This is a genomic window from Arthrobacter antioxidans (genome assembly GCF_023100725.1).
GTDB lineage: Bacteria > Actinomycetota > Actinomycetes > Actinomycetales > Micrococcaceae > Arthrobacter_D > Arthrobacter_D antioxidans.
Window position 1 is genome coordinate 576,909 of sequence record NZ_CP095501.1, and the last position, 24,010, is coordinate 600,918.

21 protein-coding genes are annotated in these 24,010 nt (G+C 70.0%); 12 read left to right on the forward strand and 9 right to left on the reverse strand.

The genetic code is table 11. The annotated features are described in order from the left end of the window. The first annotated feature begins 211 nt into the window (after window positions 1-211). Window positions 212-1,942 carry a long-chain-fatty-acid--CoA ligase gene (locus tag MWM45_RS02780; RefSeq protein WP_247828027.1) on the forward strand — a complete coding sequence of 577 codons (1,731 nt, stop codon included), beginning with the start codon at window positions 212-214 and terminating at the stop codon, window positions 1,940-1,942. Next, entirely contained in the window at window positions 1,939-3,291 is a 1,353-nt protein-coding gene (locus tag MWM45_RS02785; RefSeq protein WP_336296689.1) for an AI-2E family transporter, read from the forward strand. The genes MWM45_RS02780 and MWM45_RS02785 overlap by 4 nt, the downstream gene beginning before the upstream one ends. Before the next feature lie 71 nt (window positions 3,292-3,362). Here MWM45_RS02785 and MWM45_RS02790 read toward each other — a convergent pair whose 3' ends face one another. Further along, window positions 3,363-4,859 (reverse strand): sodium:solute symporter family protein, encoded by a 1,497-nt coding sequence (locus MWM45_RS02790; protein WP_247828028.1) that lies wholly within the window; start codon window positions 4,857-4,859, stop codon window positions 3,363-3,365. A 158-nt stretch (window positions 4,860-5,017) separates the two neighbouring features. On the opposite strand from MWM45_RS02790, the gene MWM45_RS02795 reads away from it, so the two are divergent. Further along, a complete protein-coding gene (locus MWM45_RS02795) occupies window positions 5,018-5,596 on the forward strand; it encodes a helix-turn-helix domain-containing protein (protein ID WP_043444482.1) in 579 nt (192 codons plus the stop codon). Between the two features lie 48 nt (window positions 5,597-5,644). Here the strand turns inward: MWM45_RS02795 and MWM45_RS02800 are convergent, their stop codons facing one another. Then, the gene (locus MWM45_RS02800) at window positions 5,645-7,597 is read right to left on the reverse strand and encodes an amino acid permease (RefSeq protein WP_418909720.1); all 1,953 of its coding nucleotides are present in this window, start codon (window positions 7,595-7,597) and stop codon (window positions 5,645-5,647) included. Between the two features lie 190 nt (window positions 7,598-7,787). Between MWM45_RS02800 and speB the strand changes: the two genes are divergently transcribed. From speB to MWM45_RS02815, 3 genes are all read left to right on the forward strand, one after another. Then, a complete protein-coding gene (gene speB / locus MWM45_RS02805; protein ID WP_247829117.1) occupies window positions 7,788-8,786 on the forward strand; it encodes an agmatinase in 999 nt (332 codons plus the stop codon). Next, window positions 8,787-10,478, forward strand: a complete 1,692-nt coding sequence (locus MWM45_RS02810) for a thiamine pyrophosphate-binding protein (protein ID WP_247828029.1) — start codon at window positions 8,787-8,789, stop codon at window positions 10,476-10,478. Window positions 10,479-10,550: 72 nt separating this feature from the next. Further along, window positions 10,551-10,754, forward strand: coding sequence for a hypervirulence associated TUDOR domain-containing protein (locus MWM45_RS02815; RefSeq protein WP_247828030.1), 204 nt, complete (start codon window positions 10,551-10,553; stop codon window positions 10,752-10,754). A gap of 66 nt (window positions 10,755-10,820) precedes the next feature. Here MWM45_RS02815 and MWM45_RS02820 read toward each other — a convergent pair whose 3' ends face one another. Beyond that, window positions 10,821-11,165: a DUF3140 domain-containing protein gene (locus MWM45_RS02820; RefSeq protein WP_247828031.1), complete on the reverse strand. Its 345-nt coding sequence runs from the start codon at window positions 11,163-11,165 to the stop codon at window positions 10,821-10,823. A 133-nt stretch (window positions 11,166-11,298) separates the two neighbouring features. On the opposite strand from MWM45_RS02820, the gene MWM45_RS02825 reads away from it, so the two are divergent. Further along, window positions 11,299-11,838 carry a hypothetical protein gene (locus tag MWM45_RS02825; RefSeq protein ID WP_247828032.1) on the forward strand — a complete coding sequence of 180 codons (540 nt, stop codon included), beginning with the start codon at window positions 11,299-11,301 and terminating at the stop codon, window positions 11,836-11,838. A gap of 100 nt (window positions 11,839-11,938) precedes the next feature. On the opposite strand, the gene MWM45_RS02830 is transcribed toward MWM45_RS02825, so the two are convergent. The 3 genes from MWM45_RS02830 to MWM45_RS02840 are packed head-to-tail and all read right to left on the reverse strand — an operon-like array spanning window position 11,939 to window position 15,220. Further along, window positions 11,939-13,075: an FAD-dependent oxidoreductase gene (locus tag MWM45_RS02830; protein ID WP_247828033.1), complete on the reverse strand. Its 1,137-nt coding sequence runs from the start codon at window positions 13,073-13,075 to the stop codon at window positions 11,939-11,941. Next, window positions 13,068-13,796 (reverse strand): class I SAM-dependent methyltransferase, encoded by a 729-nt coding sequence (locus MWM45_RS02835; protein ID WP_247828034.1) that lies wholly within the window; start codon window positions 13,794-13,796, stop codon window positions 13,068-13,070. The genes MWM45_RS02830 and MWM45_RS02835 overlap by 8 nt, the downstream gene beginning before the upstream one ends. Then, entirely contained in the window at window positions 13,793-15,220 is a 1,428-nt protein-coding gene (locus MWM45_RS02840) for a type III polyketide synthase (protein ID WP_336296690.1), read from the reverse strand. The genes MWM45_RS02835 and MWM45_RS02840 overlap by 4 nt, the downstream gene beginning before the upstream one ends. Here MWM45_RS02840 and MWM45_RS02845 point away from each other — a divergent pair. Together MWM45_RS02845 and MWM45_RS02850 are read left to right on the forward strand one after the other, a co-directional pair. Next, entirely contained in the window at window positions 15,117-16,016 is a 900-nt protein-coding gene (locus tag MWM45_RS02845) for an SDR family oxidoreductase (RefSeq protein WP_247828036.1), read from the forward strand. The two genes, MWM45_RS02840 and MWM45_RS02845, sit on opposite strands and share 104 nt — an antisense overlap. Before the next feature lie 128 nt (window positions 16,017-16,144). After that, entirely contained in the window at window positions 16,145-16,819 is a 675-nt protein-coding gene (locus tag MWM45_RS02850) for a hypothetical protein (RefSeq protein ID WP_247828037.1), read from the forward strand. A gap of 122 nt (window positions 16,820-16,941) precedes the next feature. Here the strand turns inward: MWM45_RS02850 and MWM45_RS02855 are convergent, their stop codons facing one another. Next, on the reverse strand, window positions 16,942-17,655 hold the full coding sequence (locus MWM45_RS02855; RefSeq protein WP_247828038.1) for a LysM peptidoglycan-binding domain-containing protein: 714 nt from the start codon (window positions 17,653-17,655) through the stop codon (window positions 16,942-16,944). A 422-nt stretch (window positions 17,656-18,077) separates the two neighbouring features. Next, on the reverse strand, window positions 18,078-19,295 hold the full coding sequence (fdhA, locus tag MWM45_RS02860; RefSeq protein ID WP_247828039.1) for a formaldehyde dehydrogenase, glutathione-independent: 1,218 nt from the start codon (window positions 19,293-19,295) through the stop codon (window positions 18,078-18,080). Window positions 19,296-19,494: 199 nt separating this feature from the next. Here fdhA and MWM45_RS02865 point away from each other — a divergent pair, with 199 nt between their 5' ends. Further along, window positions 19,495-20,259: an SDR family NAD(P)-dependent oxidoreductase gene (locus MWM45_RS02865; protein WP_247828040.1), complete on the forward strand. Its 765-nt coding sequence runs from the start codon at window positions 19,495-19,497 to the stop codon at window positions 20,257-20,259. A gap of 6 nt (window positions 20,260-20,265) precedes the next feature. Here MWM45_RS02865 and MWM45_RS02870 read toward each other — a convergent pair whose 3' ends face one another. Then, entirely contained in the window at window positions 20,266-20,574 is a 309-nt protein-coding gene (locus MWM45_RS02870) for a hypothetical protein (protein WP_247828041.1), read from the reverse strand. Between the two features lie 149 nt (window positions 20,575-20,723). On the opposite strand from MWM45_RS02870, the gene MWM45_RS02875 reads away from it, so the two are divergent. Both MWM45_RS02875 and acnA read left to right on the forward strand, forming a co-directional pair. Continuing rightward, window positions 20,724-20,987 carry a YegP family protein gene (locus MWM45_RS02875; protein ID WP_247828042.1) on the forward strand — a complete coding sequence of 88 codons (264 nt, stop codon included), beginning with the start codon at window positions 20,724-20,726 and terminating at the stop codon, window positions 20,985-20,987. A gap of 118 nt (window positions 20,988-21,105) precedes the next feature. After that, window positions 21,106-23,949, forward strand: a complete 2,844-nt coding sequence (gene acnA / locus MWM45_RS02880) for an aconitate hydratase (protein ID WP_247828043.1) — start codon at window positions 21,106-21,108, stop codon at window positions 23,947-23,949. Window positions 23,950-24,010 lie beyond the last annotated feature (61 nt).

Consider the following 24,010-nt stretch of genomic DNA (forward strand, 5'->3'; position numbering starts at 1 on the left):
CGGTTCCACCGGTGGACTGCCGGGCGCCGATGGCGCCAGTATGTCGACAGGCCGCGCACCCATGGGTGCGGAGCTACTCCCCTTCGACCGACAATGCTACCGGATGGGGCGGTGTCCGTCGTCGCCGGCTCCCGGGGCGCCGGCGGTATGTTCGAGTACAGGAACGCACCGACCGCGCGATACAGTCGGACGGATAACAGAAAGCAGGCTTATGGATCTGGCAGCCCGCCCCTGGGTCGAAAGCTATGCGCCGGGTGTGCCCCGGTCCTTCAGCGTGCCCGAGGGCACGCTGTCCGACCTCCTCGACGCGTCGGTGGCGGCCCACGGCCCCCGCGCGGCCCTCGAGTTCTTCGGCGCCACGACGACCTACGAGGAGCTGGGCGCCGCGGTGGCCCGCGCGGCGGCGGGCCTGCGGTCCCTCGGCGTCTCGGCGGGGGATCGCGTGGCCCTCGTGCTGCCGAACTGCCCCCAGCACATCGTCGCCTTCTACGCGGTGCTCCGCCTCGGCGCGATCGTCGTCGAGCACAATCCGCTCTACACGGACCGCGAGCTGCGGCACCAGTTCGAGGACCACGGCGCCACGGTGGCGGTCGTGTGGGACAGGGTGGTGCCGCGCGTGCAGCGGCTGCCGGCCGACATCCCCGTGACCTCCGTGGTGTCGGTGGACCTCATCGGGGCCATGCCCGTCTCGCGCCGGCTCGCGCTGAAGCTGCCCCTACGCCGCGCGCGGGAGGCGAAGGCCGCGCTCACCACCGAGGAGAAGCTGACCGGCCCCCGGAAGGTCATCGCCTGGCGGGAGCTGCTCCATCACCGGCCGCTGCCGGACCGGCACCCCCGGCCCTCGGCGGAGGACACGGCGGTCCTGCAGTACACGAGCGGCACCACGGGCGTGCCCAAGGGTGCCATCCTCACGCACCGGAACCTGCTGGCGAACGCGGCCCAGGGGCGGGCCTGGGTGCCGGGCCTCGACGAGGGCCGCGAGACCGTCTACGCCGTCCTGCCCATGTTCCACGCCTACGGGCTGACGCTGTGCGTGACCTTCGCCGTGAGCATCGGCGCGAAGCTCGTCCTGTTCCCGCGCTTCGACGTGCCGCTGGTGCTCGACGCCGTCCGGAGGAGCCCGCCCACGTTCCTGCCGGCCGTGCCCCCCATCTACGACCGGCTCGCGGCCGGCGCGGCCGAGCGCGGGGTGGATCTCAGCAGTATCCGGTTCGCGATCTCCGGGGCCATGAACCTCCCGCAGGCCACGGTGGAGACCTGGGAGGCGGCCACGGGCGGCTACCTCATCGAGGGGTACGGGCTCACGGAGACGTCCCCCATCTCGGCCGGCAATCCGATCGGCCCCACCCGGAGGCCCGGCACGATCGGGGTGCCGTTCCCCGGGACCGACGTCCGCATCGTCGATCCGGAGGACCCTCGCACGGACCGCGCCCCGGGCGAGGCGGGGGAGCTGCTCCTGAAGGGCCCCCAGGTGTTCCAGGGCTACTGGCGGCGACCGGACGAGACCGAGGACACCCTGCTCGACGGCGGCTGGTTCCGGACGGGGGACATCGTCCGGATGGACGACGACGGCTTCCTGACGATCGTGGACCGCATCAAGGAACTCATCATCACGGGCGGTTTCAACGTCTCGCCGAGCGAGGTGGAGGGCATCCTGCGGACGCACCCCAGCGTCGCCGACACCGCCGTGGTGGGACTCCCGCGAGCCGGCGGAGGCGAGGACGTGGCCGCCGCCGTCGTCCTCGCGCCGGGCGCCGCCCTCGACGTCGAGGCCCTCCGGGCTTCATGTCGCGGCGCGCTCGCCGCCTACAAGGTCCCCCGCATCATCGTGCAGATGGAGGACCTGCCCCGATCGCTGATCGGCAAGGTCCTCCGCCGCGAGGTGCGCTCCCAACTGATCAACGATGGCCATCGGGCCGAAGGAAAAGGTGACGGTCGATGACCGAGTCAACCGACGTGCGGGCGGCAACGCCCCCCGCGAAGGGCCCCTGGCGTGACAGCCTCGGGAACGCCAGCATCCGGGCGGCGCAGGTGCTCCTGCTGCTGATCCTGGGCGTGGTGGCCGTGTACGCACTGATCCAGGTGCAGCTCGTGGTGATCCCGATGCTGCTCGCGATCATCCTCGCGGCCGCGATCGGGCCCTTCGTGAACTGGCTCCGACGGAAGGGCTGGGGCCCGTCCACCGCCACCACCGCGGCCTTCCTGCTGCTCCTGCTCGTCTTCGGCGGGCTCATCACCGGCATCGTGTTCGCCGTCGTCGGGCAGGCCGGTGAGCTCGTGTCCTCCGCGACGGAGGGCTTCGACGAGCTCTACGCGTTCGCGCAGAACGGCCCCATCCCGATCGACGACGCGCAGATCCAGCAGGCGCGGGACGCGGCGGTCGACTTCGCCACGAGCAGTACCGTGGGTGCAGGTGCCATCTCGGGCCTCAGTGCGGCAGGGAACTTCTTCGCGGGCGGCCTGCTCATGGTGGTCATCCTGTTCTTCTTCCTCAAGGACGGCGAGAAGATCTGGGCGTTCATGTTGCGCGCCTTCAAGGGCAAGCGCCTCGTCAAGGCCCGTCGGGTCGGTTACAGCAGCATGGCCGTCCTGGGCGGCTACGTGCGCGGTACGGCGATCGTGGCTCTCGTCGACTCCGTGTTCATCGGCGGTGCGCTGCTGGTCCTCGGGGTCCCGCTCGCCCTCCCGCTGGCCGCGATCGTCTTCGTCGGCGCCTTCATCCCCCTCGTCGGGGCGACGCTCGCCGGTGTCCTCGCGGCCCTGATCGCGCTCGTGGCCAACGGACCATTCGTCGCGCTCATCGTCATCATCGTGGTCATCGTGGTCAACCAGCTCGAGGGCAACTTCCTGCAGCCCGTGGTCATGGGCCGCACGCTGCAGGTGCACGCCCTCGTCATCCTGTTCGCCCTGACCGCCGGCACCATCCTGGCGGGCATCATCGGTGCCATCCTCTCCGTCCCGGTCGCCGCGGTCATCTGGGCGGCCATCAAGGCCTGGAACGGGGAGAAGGACGAGGAGATCACCCGGGAGGAGGTCGAGGACGCCGAGGTGCAGACGGCCCTCGACGAGACGGGCCACGGCCTGAGTTCGACCCCCAAGGAGGAGCAGGAGGCCAAGAAGGCGGCCGCCCTGGCGGCCATCGACGACGCCGACGAGCGCCCCACCGCGCAGGGGCGCAGGACCGAAGGGCTCGACGACGATGACGACGGCCTGCCCACCGGCCCGGCCGGCAGCGCCGATGACGCCGGTCCCGCCGGCCGTCACCGGGGATCGTCCTCCGTGGGACACTGAGGCCTCAGGCTCCCCCGTCGACGAAGGAAGGGCTCCCGGCCGCGGCCGGGAGCCCTTCTCGCGTCCGACCGTCAGCGTGCCGCGGTCACCGGCACATCCTCCGGCACGTCGCCGGCGACCCGGCGGTCCCACGCCTCCATGACGACCGGATCCGTGGCCCGGGTGCCCAGCGAGACCGCGACGTAGACGATCGCGGACACCCCGAGACCCCAGTAGATCGGCTCGTTCGCATAGACGCCGTCGTACTGGTTCTCCGCGGTGAGCTCGAGGTAGGCCATGACGCCGAGGGTGACGAGCGTGCCCGCCGCCATGGACACGCCGGCGCCGATCCCGTTGCCGCGGCGCCACAGCAGGCCGCCGAGGATCGCGACGAGGAGCCCTCCCACGAGGATGTCGTACGCGATGGTCAGGGCGGCCACGACGTCCTGGACGACCACCGCGAGCATGATCGCCACGACACCGAGACCGAGGACCCACCAGCGGCTCGATGCGACGTCGTGCTCGGACGTCGGGCGCTCGCCGCCGCCCTTCCCGAACCAGCCGGCCACGAACGGCACCACGTCGGTCCGTGCCACGGTGGCGGCGGCGATCAGCGCGCCGGACGCCGTCGACATCATCGCGGCGACGGCGGCCGCGAGGACCAGCCCGCCGATGCCGATCGGCAGGACGTTCAGGGCGATGTCCGCGTAGACGTCGTCCTTCGACTCGATCGCGGGTAGGACGACGCTGGCGCTCATGCCGATCACGGCGCCGGCGACGCCGTAGAGGATGCAGTAGACGCCGGCGGCGGAACCGCCCCAGCGGGCGATCTCCGGCGTCCGGGAGGTGAAGACGCGCTGCCAGATGTCCTGCCCGATCAGCAGGCCCAGCGTGTAGACCACGAAGTAGGTGACGATGCTCTGTGCGCCGATGCCGGTGATGCTGAAGAACTCGTCGCCGGCGCGGTCGGCGATGCCGTCGAAGCCGCCGGCGGCAGCGAGGGAGAAGGGCAGCATGAGGGCGAAGACGCCGATGGTCTTGATCACGAACTGGGCCATGTCGGCGAGGGTGATGGACCACATGCCGCCGATCGTGGAGTAGATGAGGACGATCGTTCCGCCGACGGCGATGGACAGCGCGCGGTCCCAGCCGAAGAGCACCACGAAGATCGTGGCGTAGGCGCCCGTCGACGTGGCGCAGAGCATGAGGGTGTAGGCGAGCATGACGATCCCGGACACCCGCGTGGCGCGGTGGCCGTACCGCAGGGTGAGCATCTGCGAGACGGTGTAGATCTTCAGCTTCTGGATGGTGGGCGCGAAGAGGAGGCTGAGCAGCAGGACGCCGGTGCCGATGGCCACGACGAGCCACATGCCGGAGATGCCGTACTGGTAGCCGAGCCCCACCCCGCCCACGGTGGAGGCGCCGCCCAGGACGACGGCGGCCATGGTGCCGGTGTAGAGGAACGGTCCGAGGCGCCGTCCGGCCACGAGGTAGTCGCTGGCGTTGCGGGTGCGGGACTTGCCCCACCACCCGAAGCCGAGCATGGCAACGAGATAGGCCACTACGATGGCGATGTTGAGTGCTTGCATGAGTGAGTCCTTTGGTGGGCTGGACCGATCGGGTGCCCTAGGGGCAACTATTGTTGCCCTGTAAGCTACTCGTGACGCGGCTCACGCGCCAATCGTGGCACGCGCGCAGGCCGTCCGCCCCCGCGGCGTGAGGGCTGCCGCCGTAGGAGAGGACACGCATGAAGGCCCTGCCCGTCGAACCCACCAACGCTCCGGTGGCCATCGGATCCCGGATCCGTGCCGCACGGCAGTCCCAGCGCATGACCATCGAGCAGGTCGCCGACTCCACGGGCCTGACGAAGGGGTTCCTGAGCAGGGTGGAGCGGGACCTGACGTCGCCGTCCGTCGCCTCGCTCGTGACGCTGTGCCAGGTGCTGTCGATCTCCGTGGGGGACCTGTTCCTGGTGCCCGAGACCCACCTGACGCGGCTCGCGGACGCCCCCCGGATCAGCCTGGGCGGGCAGGGCATCAACGAACGGCTCCTGACGGCGCGCTCGGAGCGCCGGCTCCAGGTGATCCGCGCCGTCGTCGAACCCCATGGTCGGGGCGAGGACGAGCTCTACGCGGTGGACTGCGAGGTGGAGACCCTGCACGTGGTCGAGGGGCGCTTCGTGCTGATCTTCCCGAACGACCGCTACGACCTCGGCGCCGGCGACACCCTCACCTTCCCGGGCAGGGAGCCCCACACGTGGCTCAACCCGGACGGCCGGGAGGCCGTGGTGCTGTGGACGCTCGTCCCGGCGGCCTCCGGGAAGTAACGCCTCCGGGAAACAGCGCCTCCGGGCAGGACTGACTCCCGGCGCGCCTCAGCCCACGTGGACCCAGGGGCGCTTCGTCACGTCCGGCTCCGCGGCGCGCAGCACCTCACGCGTGACCGGGGCGATCTCGCCCTCACCGGTGAACAGGAACTTGAAGAGGTTGGCCACGGGGTCCCCCTCCGTCCACCGGAAGTAGACGTGCGGCATGAGCCCGGTGACGTCCCGGATGTGCAGCATCACGGCCGCGATGGTGTTCGGGACGTTGGAGCTGTGGACCTCGAGGACGCGGTACCCGTGCCGCACCACGCCGCGCACGCGCAGCTCCGTCTCGAAGTCGGACGAATCGTCCACGGTCACCTCGATGAACAGGGGTCGTGCGGTGGTGGGGACGTGCGAGACCCTGCACGCGTGCTGGAGCTTGTGGCGGTAGGCGGCGCTGCTGAGCCGCTTCGGCTCGTGGGCGATCAGCAGGATGTCGCCGTCGTCCTGCCCGCTGACGAAGGAGAGCGCGGCCTCGTCCATCCGGATGCTCGTGGCCCGCAGCTCGAACGCCCGCCGTGAGCGGGAGACGAAGGAGATCACGATGATGCCGAGGATGAAGCAGGCGGCGATCTTCAGCCCCTCGGGGCGCTCGACGATGTTGACCGCCGTCGTCAGCACGAAGACCACGGCGGCGATGCCGAACCCGATGGTCCTGCCGCGCTGCTGCTTCCGGCGCGCCGACAGCATCACGGCCACGGACGCGGACGTGATGAGGGCGAGGACCCCGGTGGCGTAGGCGCCGCCCTGTGCCTCGACGTCGGCCTTGAAGAAGAAGGTGACCAGGATGGCGATGACGGTGATGACCAGGACGAGCGGACGCACGGCCTTCGCCCACTCCGGGGCCATCCCGTACCGCGGCAGGTAGCGGGGCACGAGGTTGAGCAGGCCGGTCATGGCGGACGCCCCGGCGAACCAGAGGATGCCGATGGTCGAGATGTCGTACGCCGTGCCGAAGCCGTCGCCGAGGTACTCGTGGGCGAGGTAGGCGAGCGCGCGTCCGTTGGCCGGGCCGCCCTCCTCGAAGGCTGCGGGCGGGATGAGCAGGGTGGTCACGAAGCTCGAGGTGATCAGGAAGACGCTCATGATGAGCGCCGCCGAGGTGAGGAGCCTGTGCGCACCGGCGATCCGGCCCGCCGGATTCTGCTCGGTGTCATGGGGCCCGCCCTGGATCTGCGGCATCACGACGACGCCGGTCTCGAAGCCCGACAGCCCCAGCGCCAGGCGGGGGAAGATCAGCACGGCCAGCCCGAGCATCATGAGGGGGTTGCCGTGCTGGGTGGTCAGCGCCGACCACCAGGAGTCCACGAGCCCGCCCTGCGCCACGATCTGGACCATGGCGACGACGATCACGCACAGGTTGAGCAGGAGGAAGACGGCCACGAGGCCGACGGCGATGCCGATGGCCTCGGTGAATCCGCGCAGGAAGACGCCGGACAGCGCGCCCAGGAACATCACCGTGATGAGGATCTGCTGGCCCTGCAGCCATGCGGGCGCGAACGGGTTCTCGATGAGGTGCGCACTCGCGTCGGCGGCCGAGAGGGTCATGGTGATGAGGAAGCTCGTCGCGGCGAAACCGAGCAGGACCAGCACGAAGACCTTGCCCCGCCACTTCGGCAGCAGCTTCTCGAGCATGGCGATGGATCCCTCGCCACGCGGGCTCTCCGACGCCACCCGCTTGTACACCGGCAGCGCGGCGAAGAGGGTCACGGCCACCAGGACGAGGGTGGCCAGGGGGGACAGGACGCCGGCTGCGGCCGCGGCGATCGCGGGCTGGTAGCCGAGGGTGGAGAAGTAGTCGACGCCGGTCAGGCACATCACCTTCCACCACGACTGGGCGCGCTCCTGCTCGGGCAGGTGGGAGGCGGGCTGGCTGGACCCGCTGAGCAGCCAGCGCTCGAGGCGCTGCCTGGCCGGGTCCTGGGCCCGGGGCTGCGGAGGGGTGCGTACGGAAGAGCTCACCTCATCACCGTAGGACCGTGCTACCGGCCGGTAGCCGGTCTTTATGCATCCTTAACGGGTCCGACGGCGGAGCGCCCCTTCCGGGCTACTCGTGCGATCCTTGACCGCGGTGCACCACCCCAATAGCCTGATACAAAACCTTTGATGCATATTGGGCAACTTGTCGGGGAGCCCGGATCGGATGGAAGCTGTGGAAGAACTGCGTGTCACGGGAGGCGGCCACCTCGGCCCCATCGACTCCTCCCGCATCCCCCGCTACGCAGGAGCAGCCACCTTCGCGCGCCTGCCGCGCCTGGACCAGGTGGACCGCGCGGACATCGCCGTCGTCGGCGTCCCCTTCGACTCCGGCGTGTCCTACCGCCCGGGCGCCCGGTTCGGCGGCAACCACATCCGCGAGGCCTCGCGCCTGCTGCGGCCCTACAACCCCGCGCTCGACGTCTCGCCGTTCGAGCGCGTGCAGGTGGCCGACGCCGGGGACATGGCCGTCAACCCGTTCAACATCAACGAGGCCATCGAGACGGTGCAGCAGAACGCGCTGGACCTGACCCGTGACGGCGCGCGCCTCGTGACGCTCGGCGGCGACCACACGATCGCGCTGCCCCTCCTGCGGGCAGCGGCCGAGCGCGCGGGATCGCCCGTGGCGATGCTGCACTTCGACGCCCACCTCGACACGTGGGACACCTACTTCGGCGCCGAGTACACGCACGGCACCCCGTTCCGGCGCGCCGTCGAGGAGGGCATCCTCGACACCGAGGCCATCTCCCACGTCGGGACGCGCGGGCCCCTCTACGGTGTCCGGGACCTGGAGGACGACCGCCGCTTCGGCTTCGGCATCGTGACCTCCTCCGACGTCTACCGGCAGGGCGTGGACGAGGTGGTGGACAAGCTGCGGCAGCGCATCGGCAACCGCCCGCTCTACGTCTCGGTGGACATCGACGTCCTCGACCCGGCCCACGCCCCCGGCACAGGGACCCCCGAGGCCGGCGGTATCACGAGCCGCGAACTCCTCGAGATCCTCCGCGGCCTGCGCGGGCTGAACCTGGTCGGCGCCGACGTGGTCGAGGTGGCGCCCGCCTACGACCACGCCGAGCTCACGGGGGTCGCGGCGTCCCACGTCGCCTACGACCTCGTGACCCTCATGGCCGACACCCTCACCCCCGCCACAGCTCCGATGACCGAGGACCAGTAGATGGACATCACCGCCGGCGCAGCGTCCGCGCCCCCCGCACCCGTCACCGGCCAGCGCAACGGCGGCGACCTCGTGATCGAGACGCTCTCCGCCCTGGGCGCGACGACGGTGTTCGGCATCCCCGGCCAGCACGCGCTCGGCCTGTTCGACGCGCTCTCCCGCTCCGACCTCCGCTTCGTCTCCTCCCGCGTGGAGAACAACTCGGCCTTCGCGGCCGACGGCTTCTCGCGGGCGACCGGCGACGTCGGCGTGCTGTTCCTGTCCACCGGCCCCGGGGCGTTGACGTCCCTCGCCGGGCTGCAGGAGGCATACGCCACCGGCGTGCCCATGGTGGTCGTCGCGAGCCAGATCCCGCTCGAGGGCCTGGGCGCGCGGCGCAAGGGCATGCTGCACCAGCTGGACGACCAGAAGGCCTCGGCGGCGAACGTCACGAAGAGCCAGCGGCTCATCCAGCACGCCTCCGGCATCCCCTCCGCCATCCAGGACGCCTGGACCGAGGCCGTGTCCTCGCCGCAGGGACCCGTGTGGGTCGAGGTGCCGCAGAACGTGCTCCTGGACCCCGTGATGGTCCCGCAGGTGGAGGACGCGCTCGCGGAGCCCTTCGACAACCCGCCGCGGATCGAACTGGTGCGCGAGGCCGTCGCCTGGCTGAAGGACTCGAAGCGGCCCGCGATCGTCGCCGGCGGCGGTGCGCGGCGTGGCAGGGCGGAGAAGTGGCTGCTCTCGATCGCCGAGAAGCTCGGTGCGCCGGTGGTCTGCTCGCCGGGCGGCAACGGCGCCTTCCCCTGGGACCACGAGCTCTCCCTCCAGGCCTGGGTGGAGGACCGCTACGTGACGGAGGTCCTGGAGGACGCCGACGTGCTCCTGGTGATCGGCTCGTCCCTCGGCGAGGTGACGTCCAACTACTTCACCATGGAGCCGCGGGGGCGCATCATCCAGATCGACGCAGAACCCCGCGTCCTCGAGTCCAACCGGCCGGCGCTCGGCATCCGCGCCGACGCCGGACAGGCGCTCGCCGCGCTCGACGAGGCGCTCGAGCCGCTGGACCGCCACCGCCTGCCCGGATACGACGCCGCGGCGCTCGTCGCCGGGACCCTCGGGCGGGTCCGCGCGCGGCTGGACGCTCAGGACCTCGGCAAGGAACGCGCGTTCATGCAGGACATCCGCGACGCCGTCCCGGCCGGCATGCAGACCTTCTGGGACATGACCATCTCGGCGTACTGGGCCTGGAGCTGCTGGGACGCCCGCGAGGGACAGTTCCATTCGGCCCAGGGGGCCGGCGGCCTCGGCTTCGGCTTCCCCGGCGCGATCGGCGGATCCGTCGGACTGGAATCCCACGGCCTGCCCGCGCGGGTCCTCGCCGTCTCCGGCGACGGCTCCGCGATGTACTCCATCGCCGAGCTCGCCACCGCGCGGCAGCACGACACCCCCGTCACCTGGCTGATCGTGGACGACGGCGGCTACGGGATCCTCCGCGAGTACATGGAGGGCGCCTTCGGTCAGGCCACGGCGACCGAGCTCGCCCGGCCGGACTTCGTGGCGCTCGCGGAATCGTTCGGCGTGCCGGCACGCAGGGTCGCGCCGGAGGACATCGGCGAGGCGCTCCGGGAGAGCCTCGCAGGGGACGGCCCCAACGTCGTCGTCGTCGAGACCCTCATGCGGCTGTTCGCCCCCACCCATCTTGATCAGTAGGCTTCCTTTTTCCTTCACGGGGTGAGAGTGTCGGAGGAACCGCTCGACCATGTACACCGAGGAAGGAACGCCATGGCATTCAGCAAGGGCGACAAGGTCACCTGGAACACACCGCAGGGCACGACCGAGGGGAAGGTCGTCCAGAAGCACGAGAAGGAATTCAGCTTCGACGACCAGACGTTCAACGCCTCCAAGGACGAGCCCTACTACACCGTGGAGAGCGCGAAGTCGGGCAAGCAGGCCGCGCACAAGGAAAGCGCGCTGTCGAAGAAGTAGCGTCGAAGAAGTAGCCGTAGGCATGACGAGGGGCGCCCGGCACCGGGCGCCCCTCGTCATGTCCCGCTACGTCAGCGGATCGTGGCCCCAGTTCATCAGGGAGTACCGCCACTTCGAGGTCTCGATGTCCTCCTTCGAGGGTTTCTGCGCGAGATGGCGGTGGACGTAGCCCACGACCTTGCGCATGTGCTCCACGTCCTCGCCCGTGAGATCGTCCTTCCGCGTGCGCAGGATGCCGATGATGTGCCTGCCGGACCGGTGTCCCACGGATTCGCCGCCGTCCGGCTCCTTCTGGCCCACCGACCGCGACTCCTCGGTGTCGAGCCAGGTCTCCAATTGGGACGGGCTCATGTTCACCGCGTCCTTCCACTGCGTCCATACCTCGTCGAGATCGTGCTGGTTCTCCGTCATGGGTCGCCCTTCGTAGCAGTTCCGGGGGGAAATGCACACACCGGTCAGATTCTTCGGTGTGCTATGGCTTAATCCTAAGCAGGCTGATAGTTATTGGGGGTAGGTCGAACCAACCTCGAAGGAGCTTTACATCATGGCAGGAAATCTTTTGGCACGATCCGCCCACGATCTCGGCGCGGCAGCCTGGTTCGGTGGAACCCTGATGGGCGCCGTCGGCCTCAATGGAGCTACCGGCAAGGCGAAGGACCCCAAGGAGCGCACGCGCCTCTCCTCGCTCGGCTGGGCGAAGTGGGCTCCGGTCCAGACCGCGGCCTTCGCCGCGCACGCCATCGGCGGCATCGGCCTGATCCTCGGCAACAAGGGCCGCGTCGCCGCCCAGGACTCCGTCGGGTCCAACACCGTCGTGAAGTCCGTGGTCACCGTGATCGGCATGGCCCTCTCGCTGTACTCGGGCATCCTCGGCAAGAAGGTCGGCGAGCTCGCCGAGCAGGGCAGCGCGGGCGCCACCGAGCCCCGCCCCGGAGCGAGCGACGAACTGGCCAAGGCACAGTCCCAGCTCAAGATCACGCAGTGGCTCCTGCCCGTCGTCAGCGGCATCGTCGTGGTGCTGGGTGCGAAGCAGGGTGAGATGCAGCGCCCCGAGAACGTCAAGAAGGGCCTGCTCCGCAAGTAGTCCCGCAGCGCACGACAGAACCCCGCAGCAACCCCGCCCCACGCCACCCGGCGCACGGCGGCGGTTCCTGCGGGGTTCTGTCGTCCGGGCCCGGGGTGGGCTACTGCATGGTGAACGCGCGGGCCACGCCGGCGTGGACGGTGCCGTTCCTGATCAGTGCCCCGAGGAGCGCGTTGCGCGGGCGCAGGATCGGGCCCGGCAGGGGGCGCCCGAGCGCCATGTTGATGGCGGCCTTGCGGCGGGCCAGGGCCGCCTGCGTCCGGCGGTCCCTCTCGTAGCGCGCGAGCCGCACGGCGACATCCTGCCCGTCCCGCAGCGACGCGGCGATGATCGGCACCAGGTCGACGGCGTCGAGCCAGCCCAGGTTCATGCCCTGCCCGCCGATGGGGGACACCTCGTGGGCGGCGTCCCCCACGAGCACGGTGCGCCCGGCGACCAGACGGTCGGCGAGCCGCGACCGCACCTCGAACGCGCTCAGCATCGAGTTGGTCGCGGGGTCGACGCCGACCCCCGTCCGCTCGCGGATGAGCTGGGTGAGGCCCGCGGCCGTCGGGCGGTCCACGGGGCAGCCGACCCGCACTACCCAGCGTCGGATGCCCCCGGGCAGGGGGAAGGACTCGACGATCCCGCCGCTCTCCAGGTACAGGACGGCGTCGTCGCCGTCGCCCGTGGCGTCGCGGAAATCGCCCATGACGTAGCAGTCCGGGTAGCGACGCGAGGGCGCGCGGATCCCGGCGTCGTCGCGGATGGAACTCCGGGCGCCGTCCGCCGCGACGACCAGCCTCGCCTCGAGGATGGCGTCCTCGCCCTGCTCCCGGGTGACGGCCAGGACGTGGTCCCCGGCGTCGTGCGTGGTGACGACGGCGACGCCGCGGCGCAGCGTGCCCGGGAACCCGTCCTCGAGGTGGCGTTCCAGGATCTCTTCGGTGACGGCCTGCGGCACGGCGAGGACGTACGTCTCCTCGCCCGGGAGCGCCGCGAAGGAGATGGTGCCCACGTCCCGGCCCGCACTCCTGGCGATCCCGTCCCGGATCCGCACCCCGCGTGCGCGCAGGTCGTCGGCGATGCCGCCGGCGTCGAGGGCACGCAGTGCCGGCGGGTGGATGCCGATGGCCCGCGAATGGCCGCTGCGCTCGGAGCGGCGTTCGAGGACGACGGCGTCGAGCCCTGCCTGGCGCAGCAGCAGGGCGGTGTAGAGGCCGACGGGCCCGCCGCCGACCACGATCACGTCATGCATCGTCGTCTCCCGCCGGGGCGCCGCGCTCGAGGACGAGGAGGTTGATGAACGGCACGGCCGTGCGGACCGTCCACTGCCCGCGTCCGCCGGTCGCCGCGCGCAGCTCACCCGGTGTGTAGCTGCGGCGGATGGAGGTCAGTCCGTCCTGCCGGATGAAGGAGCCGGGCAGCGGGAGGGTGCCCGCCGAGAACAGTGCGTAGCCGAGCGGGTGCCGCGCGATGTCGCTGTGCACCGCGACCGTGCGCGTCAGGCGTTCGGTGTCGTCGAGCAGTCCGTCGAACGCGGGGCGGTCGAGGTGGTGGAGCACGTGGTTGGAGACCACGGCGTCGAACATCGCCCCCTCGGCCACGAGCTCGGAGCTCAGCGCCCGCCGGAAGGACAGGCCGGCCAGGGGCGGCCGCGAGGTGGCGAAGGCGTGCGCCCGCTCGTCGGGGTCGATCGCCGTCACCTCGAGCGGGAAGCCGTCGAGCCGGGCCCAGCGGGCGAGGGCGCGCGGGACGTCCCCGCCGCCGGCGCCGATGTCCAGCAGCGTATTGGTGCGGTCCCGGGAGAACACCGGGCGGAGCAGTGAGGTGTACGTCCGGCGCCATCCGGAGACGACGGCGTTGACCAGTCCGAACTGGGCGTACGTGCGGTCGAGCCGGCCGGGGTCGCAGTCGGGCCGGTCCATCTCCTCGACTGCGTCCGGATCGCGTTCGGCGAGGAACCCTCGAGGCCTCATGCGCCCGCGTCGGTGAGGATGGGCGCCAGATCGGCGGGCACGACGTCGTCCCGGCCACCCGCGGGCGCGGCGTCCGCCGTGGTCGCCGGCGCGGCCCCGGCAGCCGGTCCGGCACCGATCCTCGTGAGCAGGGCCGTCTCCACCGTGAGCCCCGGACCGAAGGCCATGGAGCAGATCCGGTTGTTCCCGTCGGAGCCCGGCTGGTCGAGGATGTTCTTCAGGACGAACATCACCGTCGCGCTGCTCATGTTGCCGTAGTCGCGCAGCGTCTCGCGGGCGGGGACGAGCTGGTCCTGGGTCAGGCCGAGCTTGGCCTCGACCTTGTCCAGGATGCTGCGTCCCCCCGGGTGGATGGCCCAGTGCTCGATCTCCGAGTAGTCCAGGCCCTGCAGCGACGCGTCACGGGCGAGCAGGGGTTCGAGGGCCCCGATGATGTGCTCGTCGATGATGTGGGGGACGTACGTGCCGAGGACCATCTCGAACCCCTCGTCGCCGATGTTCCAGGCCATGGACTCCTCGCCGACCGGGGTCAGGACGGTCTCGAAGTGGTCGAGCGTCAGTGCCGGCCCGGTGAGGGGGAGGTCCCGGGCGGAGACGATCGCCGCCGCGGCACCGTCCGCGAACAGCGACGAGCCGACGATGGTGTCCGGGTTGTTGGAGGACCGGACGTGGAGGGAGCACAGCTCGGCGGCGATCACGAGGACGACGGCGTCGGGGTCGGCGTCGCAGAAGGCCTTGGCGGCGCGCAGCGCCGGGAAGGCCGCGTAGCAGCCCATGAAGCCGAGGTGGTAGCGCTGCACGGAGGGCCTGAGGTCCAGCGCGCGTACCACCTTGTAGTCGGGGCCCGGGGCGAAGAAGCCGGTGCAGGACACCGTGACGACGTGCGTGACGTCCGCCGCCCCGATGCCCTGCGCGGCGTCCAGCGCCTTGCGGGCCGCCTCGACGAAGAGTTTCGTCCCCTCCTCGGCGTAGACCTCGTTGCGGGTCTTGGTGCTCGGCGTCAGGATCCGCAGCTCCTTCTGGTCGAAGAACACGGGATCCTCGGCGGCGGCGTCGAGGGTGAGCTCCTTGACGGCGGTGTAGCGCGTGTCGATGCCCGAGGAATCGAAGGCCGCCCCGACCAGGCGCCGACCGAGCCGTGTGAGGCCCGGCTGTGCGGCAAAGACATCGCGGACCTGGGGTTGCACCATGATCGTGTCGGGTACGGCGGTTTCGAGGGACCTCAGGATCGCAGTCATATGTCCATTACTAGAGGACTGACGCCGCAAACACAATGACAGTAGGCTTAGTATCCACCCTCCCACCGTCACCAGGAGCATCATGTCCAACGAACCGTCAGGCACCCTCGACCAGGACGACCCCCGCGGCCCCGCCGTCGATCCCTCGACCGAACTGCAGCAGTACCCCGGCTTCACCGAGCGCATGGACCCCCGCCCCGACCACGGTGAGGACAGCTACACCGGGCACGGGCGCCTCAGCGGCCGGCGCGCCTTCATCACCGGCGGCGACTCCGGCATCGGCCGGGCCGTGGCGCTGGCCTTCGCGCGGGAGGGTGCCGACGTCGCCATCGGGTACCTCCCCGAGGAGGAGGAGGACGGCGCCAGCTGCCTCGAACTCATCCGCGCCGAGGGCCGGACGGCCCTGGCCGTGCCGGGCGACCTCCGCGACCAGGCCTATGCCGCGTCGGCCGTGTCCCGGGTGATGGACGGCCTCGGCGGCCTGGACATCCTCGTGAACAATGCGGGCTACCACATCGCGCAGCCGAACGGCCTGCCCGACGTCGACGCCGACCAGCTCCGGCGCACCTTCGAGACCAACGTGTACGGGACGATCTGGCTCACGCAGGCGGCCCTGCCCCACCTGACGGCCGGAGCCTCGATCATCAACACCACGTCCGTGCAGGGGTACCACCCGTCCCGGAACCTCATGGACTACGCTGCGACCAAGGCCGCGCTCAACAACCTGACGTTCAGCCTGGCCGAGCTGCTGGGGGAGCGCGGGATCCGCGTCAACGCCGTGGCGCCCGGGCCTGTCTGGACGCCCCTGCAGCCCGCGACGACCACCAGCGAGAAGCTTGAATCCTTCGGCGAGGGTACACCGCTGGGCAGGATGGGACAGCCGGCGGAACTGGCCGGCGCGTACGTCTTCCTCGCCTCGAACGATGCACGCTACGTCTCCGGGGAGATCCTCGGCGTCACCGGAGGCACGCCTCTCGCCTGAGGGCCTGCCGGGCGGCGGGGTGATCGCCCCGCCGCCCGGACCAAGCCGTGGCGGGGTGCTGAACGAATAGCAGGCACCAGCGCCGGATGTTCGTGATCCGGTGGACGGCCGACATGAATGGGCTCACCGTGAAATTCCTGACCGTACTGCCGCACCGTCGTGGCGCCGCACTCGGCGCCGTCGCGCTCGCCTCGTCCCTGGCGCTCGCCGGATGCGGGACCGCCGAGGAGAACCCGCTCGGGGTGAACACCGCGGACGGCAGCCGGGGGTCGGCGCCCGCCGCGGTCTCCGATCCGGACGGGATCAAGGCGGAGTCCGTGGGCAGCGACCTGGGCGAGGATCCCCTGAACGTGGGTGTCGACGGCGCGGAACTGTGCGGCGTCCAGCCCCGGGACAGCCGTCTGCGCTACACCGTCATGCTGCACAATCCCACCCTCGAGACCTTCACGTTCGGCGAGATGGCCCTGGGCGACCCCGAGGGCCTGGACATCGTCTCGGCGAAGGTGCAGACCGCGAACCGCGAGGGACACCACCACACGGCGCCGGAGGCGGGTGCGCATGAGGAGCACACGGCCGCACCCACCCCGACGAAGCCGGCCGAGCCCATCGGCCCACCCGTACCCGCGGAGGGTTATCAGTTCCTGCCCGACGCCCACATCAACATCATCGTCACGGTGGAACTCGCCGACGGCGTCACCCACGGCAGCGCCGAGAACATTCTCGTGGCGTTCTCCTCCCCGGAACGCGACTACTCGGTGCCCCACAACCTGAAGATCGACGTCGACGCCACGTCCTGCAGCTGATCCCCTGGGATCACCTGGGCCGCAACGCACCGGAGCCCCCGTCGTGATGACGGGGGCTCCGGTGTTTCGTGCTGTGCGGGCGGCGGGCGCTCTATGCGCTACCGGACCCGGGGGCTCCTGGACTAGGCCGGGAGCTGCAGGGTCTGACCGGTGAAGATCAGGTCCGCGTGGATGACGGTGTCGGTGTTCGCAGCGAACAGTGCCTGCCAGCCGCCGACGACGCCGAGCTTGTCGGCGATCGAGCTGAGGGTGTCACCGGACTGGATGGTGTAGGTCTGGCCGCTCAGCGCCACGGGGGCGACGGCGGGAGCCTGGACCGCGACGGGTGCCTGGACGGCGGGTGCCTGGACGACGGGCGCCTGGGCGACGGGCGCAGCGGGGGCCTGGACCTGGACCGGGGCCTGGACGACGGGCGCCGCAGGGGCGACGGCGGGTGCCTGGACCGGAGCCGCGGCGACGGGTGCCGGTGCCTGCTGGGTGGATACAAAGCCGGTGGACGAACCACCGTTGAGGCCGAGCTTCGCCGAGCAGGCGGGCCATGCGCCCCAGCCCTGCATCTGCTGGAGGTTCGTCGCAACGCGCTTCTGCTCGGCAACGCTGGCCTGGGCGGGTGATCCCGACCCTCCGGCGGCGTTCCAGCTCTGCTGGGTGAACTGCAGTCCACCCTGGTAGCCGTTGCCCGTGTTGATGCTCCAGTTGCCGCCGCTCTCGCACTGCGCGAGCTGGTCCCAGGTGTCGGCGCTGGCCGCACCGGCCGCTGCGCCGAGGCCGAGGCCGGTGAGTGCTACTGCTGCGAGTCCGCGACGGGCGCTGGTGCTGAATTTGGTAGTGTTCATGGCGTTACGATGCTCCGAAAGGCCACCTGCACTAGGTCCGTCCCCGGACTTCTTCGCGCCGCTGCTCACCTCGACAGTATTAGAGGTCATGGTTCGGCAGCCGCCTGTTGAGCAACGAGCGGTGGAGAGCGGTGCCGGGCATTCATCGCTGCTCGCCGAGCGGCAGCGTTTTCGCTTTCCCCTGACGGGGAACTACCCCTACCGTAGAGTATTTTCGTTTTGTTGCCAAATCGGTACTGAACCGTGATTGACTTCCTGTGAAATTGGGAATTTATGCTGGACCTATCGGGCTTCGTCTGGGACACTCACCCACGCTGGGTGATCCGGAGCGCAGAAAAGGCGTGCGGAGGGCCCGAAAAAAGGGGCCCGGACCGTGACGGTCCGAGCCCCTTCCGGTCCCGCTCACGCGGGCCGCAGCCTGATCAGGCGGCGACCATCCCGTGCGGATCGATGACGTACTTGGTCGCAGCTCCGGCGTCGAACTCCTCGTAGCCGCGGGGCGCGTCGTCCAGGCCGATCGCCTTCGCGTTCACGGCCTTGGCGATCTGCACACGATCGTGCAGGATCGCCATCATCAGGCCGCGGTGGTACTTCATCACCGGACACTGCCCGGTGGTGAAGGACAGCGACTTCGCCCATCCGGTACCGAGACTGATCGACAGCGACCCGACCTTCGCGGCCTCGTCGATGCCTCCCGGGTCTCCGGTGACGTACAGGCCCGGGATGCCGAGTGCACCGCCGGCGGCCGTCACCTGCATCAGCGAGTTGAGCACCGTGGCCGGTGCCTCGGTCGCCGCGCCGCTTCCGTGGCCACGAGCCTCGAAGCCGACGGCGTCGACGCCGCAGTCGACCTCGGGTACGCCCAGCAGCTGCTCGATCTGATCCCGCGGATCACCCTTGGACACGTCGACGGTCTCGCAGCCGAAGCTCCGTGCCTGGGCCAGCCGGTCCTCGTTGAGGTCGCCCACGATCACGACGGCGGCACCCAGGAGCTGCGCCGACGCCGCGGCGGCGAGGCCCACGGGGCCGGCGCCGGCGATGTAGACCGTCGATCCCACGCCGACGCCCGCCGTGACGGCACCGTGATAGCCGGTGGGGAAGATGTCCGACAGCATCGTCAGATCGAGGATCTTCGCCATGGCCTGGTCCCGGTCCGGGAACTTCAGCAGGTTCCAGTCCGCGTAGGGCACCAGGACGTACTCGGCCTGCCCGCCCACCCAGCCACCCATGTCCACGTAGCCGTAGGCGGCGCCGGGGCGGGCCGGATTGACGTTCAGGCAGATGCCGGTCTTGCGTTCCTTGCAGTTCCTGCACCGCCCGCAGGCGATGTTGAAGGGGACGGAGCAGATGTCCCCCTTCTTGATGAACTCGACGTCGCGCCCCACTTCGACGACCTCGCCGGTGATCTCGTGTCCCAGCACGAGGTCCGCCGGCGCCGTCGTGCGCCCGCGGACCATGTGCTGGTCCGATCCGCAGATGTTGGTCGTGACGGTCTTGAGGATCACGCCGTGGTGGAGGGCCCGGCCCACGTTGGCCGGATTCACCCCCGGCCCGTCCTTCAGCTCGAATGTGGGGTACTCGGTGTCGATGACCTCCACTTTCCCTGGTCCCTTGTACGCAACAGCTCTGTTACCGCTCATGGAACTTCCTCTCGTGACACATCGGTCGCGCCGGTTGTGCCGGCGCTGGACTCGACGGACGGAACGCGCAGGTGCGCGTCGTCTGCCCGCCGGTAGCGCGAACGTACACCGCCGGGGGTCGCATCGACGTTGCATGGCCGGACGGCGGATCCGCGGGCCGTACCTTGTGCCGCCGACCCGGGTGGGGGAGGGTGGGGAAATGACCGAGACCGTCCTCATCACCGGAGCCACGTCGGGGATCGGCGCCGAATTCGCGCGCCAGTTCGCCGCCCGAGGATGCGATCTGGTGCTGGTCGCCAGATCACCGGGTCCGCTCGGGGATGCAGCGTCGACGTATCGGGCGCAGGGCGTCGGGGTCGAGACCATCGCCGCGGACCTGCTCGACGACGACGGCCTCGCGCGCGTGCTGGACCGGTTGCGGACCGCGGAGAGCACTCTGGCGCCCGTCACGGTGCTCGTCAACAATGCGGGATACGGCCTGGTCGGGCCGTTCGCGGACAATGCGCTCGAGGACGAGATCCGCCACCTGAGGATCCACGTCGAGGTGCCCCTCGCCCTGGCGCATGCGGCCCTGCAGTCGATGCGGCCCCGGCGTGCCGGCACGATCATCACCGTGGCGAGTGTCGCCGGGTTCACGCCGCGGGGCACCTACGGCGCCGTGAAGGCGGCCATGATCAGCTTCAGCCGCTGGGCGAATGTGGTGTACGGGCGGGAGGGGATCCGGGTGACGGCGGTCTGCCCCGGCTTCGTCCGCACGGAGTTCCACCAGCGCATGGGGATGGAGGCCTCGTCCATCCCTGCCGCCATGTGGCTCGATGTCGGTCTCGTGGTGCGGGACGCACTGCGCGACACCGCGGCCGGCAAGGCCGTCTCCGTTCCCAGCGTCCGCTACAAGGCCCTCGTGGCGCTCACGCGGGTGACGCCGTCGTCCCTCGTGGCCCGGCTCGCGGGGCTGGGCCGCTGAGCAGCGTCAGCGATCCGCTTCGCCGTCCCACGTGTCGTGCTCGAGGGCGGCGTCCTCGGGATGGCGCGGGCGGGCGGCGCCCGCAGGCCTGCCCGTTGGGTCGTCCCCGTCGTACGCGGCAGGCACGGCGCCGGCCTCGTGATTTCCCTGTTCGTCCCGGATGCTCGCGGCATGGTGGCCCGCGGCCCCGGGGGACGGTTCCAGGATCTCCTCGCGCCGATCCGGGGCGGGGCGGCCATCGGAGTGTCCGTCGCCGGGATGCCCGGGCGCCCGGGTTACGCCGTCGGGATGTCCTGCGCTGCTCGGCTCGGTCATGGTGCTCCTTCTGTGCCCTGCGCGGGCGTCGGCCGGTGGATCGGGCGGGTGGTCGATTCCATCCGACGACCCCGTGTCAGAGGCGGTAAGTATGCTTATGCTAGAGGATCAGAGGTTGCAGAAGTTGTCCCTTACAAGGAGGTAAGACGATGGCTGGGTACTTCAAGCTGGTAGACGCTCACGACGACGGGTTCCGGGTGAAACTGACCGCTCCGGATGGAACGCTCGTGGCAGTGTCCGCCTATTACACATCGAAAGAGGAAGCGATCGCGGGGATCGAACTCATCCGCGAGATCGCCGGGACCGGCCCGGTCGTGGACCACAGCCGGGTGGAGTCCCAGGAACACGCGGCGCTCATGGTCGGGCTGCAGTCCGGTGCGGAGCCCGAGGGCGCGGTCCGCCACAAGGCCTGAGCCGGGTCGCCCGGATCGTCCCGAGAGGTCGGGGACACGGTGTACCACTGTATACAGTGTCCCTGGTCGTGGAATAGGATGGTGCTATTCCACAACCTCTCTGAAGGGAGCCAACGTCATGTCGACCGCGGACTCATTCGGCGCAAAGGGCGTTCTCGACGTCGCAGGCGCCAGCTACGAAATTTTCCGGCTCAGCGCGGTCGAAGGCGCCGAGAACCTTCCGTTCAGCCTCAAGGTCCTGCTGGAGAACCTGCTTCGCACCGAAGACGGCGCGAACATCACGGCAGACCACGTCCGCGCCCTCGCGCAGTGGGACGCCGCAGCGGAGCCCAGCACGGAGATCCAGTTCACCCCGGCGCGCGTGATCATGCAGGACTTCACGGGCGTCCCCTGCGTCGTCGACCTCGCAACGATGCGTGAGGCCGTCGCGGACCTGGGTGGAGACCCCAAGCGCGTCAACCCGCTCGCGCCCGCCGAGATGGTCATCGACCACTCCGTCCAGATCGACGTGTTCGGCAACGCCGGCGCCCTCGAGCGCAACATGGAGATCGAGTACCAGCGCAACGGGGAGCGCTACCAGTTCCTCCGCTGGGGCCAGACCGCGTTCGACGACTTCAAGGTCGTCCCGCCGGGCATGGGCATCGTGCACCAGGTGAACCTCGAGTACCTGGCCCGCACCGTCATGACCCGCGAGGTGGACGGCGTCCTCCGCGCCTACCCCGACACGTGCGTCGGTACCGACTCGCACACCACGATGGTCAACGGCCTCGGTGTGCTCGGCTGGGGCGTCGGCGGCATCGAGGCGGAGGCTGCCATGCTCGGCCAGCCCGTCTCCATGCTCATCCCGCGCGTGGTCGGCTTCAAGCTCACCGGTGAGATCCCCGCCGGCGCCACCGCCACCGACGTCGTCCTCACCATCACGCAGATCCTGCGCAAGCACGGCGTGGTCGGCAAGTTCGTCGAGTTCTACGGGGAGGGTGTCGCGTCCGTGCCCCTCGCCAACCGCGCGACCATCGGCAACATGAGCCCCGAGTTCGGCTCCACCGCCGCCATGTTCCCGATCGACGACGTCACGCTCGACTACCTGCGCCTCACGGGCCGCCCGGCCGAGAACGTGGCGCTGGTCGAGGCCTACGCCAAGGAGCAGGGACTCTGGCACGATCCGTCCCACGAGATCCGCTTCTCCGAGTACCTGGAGCTGGACCTGTCCACGGTGGTCCCCTCCATCGCCGGTCCCAAGCGCCCCCAGGACCGCGTGGAGCTCAGCAGGTCCAAGGCCCAGTTCCGCGAGGACCTGCGCAACTACTCCAACGACCCCGAGCTGACGTTCGCGCCCGGTGGCACGGTGGACGAGTCCTCCCAGGAGAGCTTCCCCGCGTCCGACGCACCGAGCTTCACGCCCGGTACGACGTCGACGGTCACGGACGAGAACGCGGAGCCCCGCGAGACCGTCGCCGCCGGATCGAACGGCTCCACGCGTCCGTCGAAGAAGGTCGGCGTGACCATGAAGGACGGCCGCGCGTTCGAGCTCGACCACGGTGCCGTCAGCATCGCGTCGATCACGTCCTGCACCAACACGTCCAACCCGTCGGTCATGCTCGCCGCCGCGGTCCTGGCGCGCAACGCCGTCGAGAAGGGCCTCGTGTCCAAGCCGTGGGTCAAGACCTCCGTGGCCCCGGGCTCGAAGGTCGTCACCGACTACTACGAGAAGTCGGGCCTGATCCCGTACCTGGAGAAGCTCGGGTTCTTCACGGTCGGCTACGGCTGCGCCACCTGCATCGGCAACTCCGGCCCGCTGGAGGACGAGATCTCGCAGGCCATCCAGGACAACGATCTCGCCGTCACCGCCGTCCTGTCCGGCAACCGCAACTTCGAAGGCCGCATCAACCCGGACGTGAAGATGAACTACCTGGCCTCCCCGCCGCTGGTGGTCGCCTACGCACTCGCCGGCACCATGGACTTCGACTTCGACATCGAGCCCCTCGGCCAGGACGAGGCCGGCAACGACGTCTTCCTGAAGGACATCTGGCCCAACCCGGTCGAGGTCCAGCAGGTCATCGATTCCTCGATCGACGAGGAGATGTTCACCTCGAGCTACAGCACGATCTTCGAGGGCGACGAGCGCTGGAAGTCCCTGCCCACGCCCGACGGCGACACCTTCGCCTGGGATCCCGAGTCCACCTACGTGCGGAAGCCTCCATACTTCGACGGCATGCAGCGCGAGACGAGCCCGGTCGAGGACATCGACGGCGCCCGGGTGCTGCTGAAGCTCGGCGACTCGGTCACCACCGACCACATCTCGCCCGCTGGGTCCTTCAAGTCGGACACCCCGGCCGGCCGGTACCTCACCGAGAAGGGCGTCCAGCGCAAGGACTTCAACTCCTACGGCTCGCGTCGTGGCAACCACGAGGTCATGATCCGCGGCACGTTCGCGAACATCCGCATCAAGAACCAGCTGCTCGACGGCGTCGAGGGCGGGTTCACGCGGGACTTCTCGCAGCCGGACGCGCCGCAGGCCGCCGTGTACGACGCCGCCGAGAACTACCGCGCGGCAGGTACGCCGCTCGTGGTCCTCGCCGGCAAGGAGTACGGCTCCGGGTCCTCGCGTGACTGGGCTGCCAAGGGCACCGCGCTGCTCGGCGTCAAGGCCGTCGTCGCCGAGAGCTACGAGCGCATCCACCGCTCGAACCTCATCGGGATGGGCGTCCTGCCCCTGCAGTACCCCGAGGGCCAGAACGCGGAGAGCCTCGGCCTCACCGGGACGGAGACCTTCGCGGTCAGCGGTGTCACCGAGCTCAACGAGGGTCGCACCCCCCGGACGGTGAAGGTCAGCGCCACCCCGGCCGACGGCGGATCGCCGATCGAGTTCGACGCCGTCCTGCGTATCGACACGCCGGGTGAGGCGGACTACTACCGCAACGGCGGCATCCTGCAGTACGTGCTGCGCCAGCTCGCGAGCTAGCGTCCACCCACGGCCCGGGCCGGGAGGCCTGCCTCCCGGCCCGGGCCGTCCGCAGGGCATG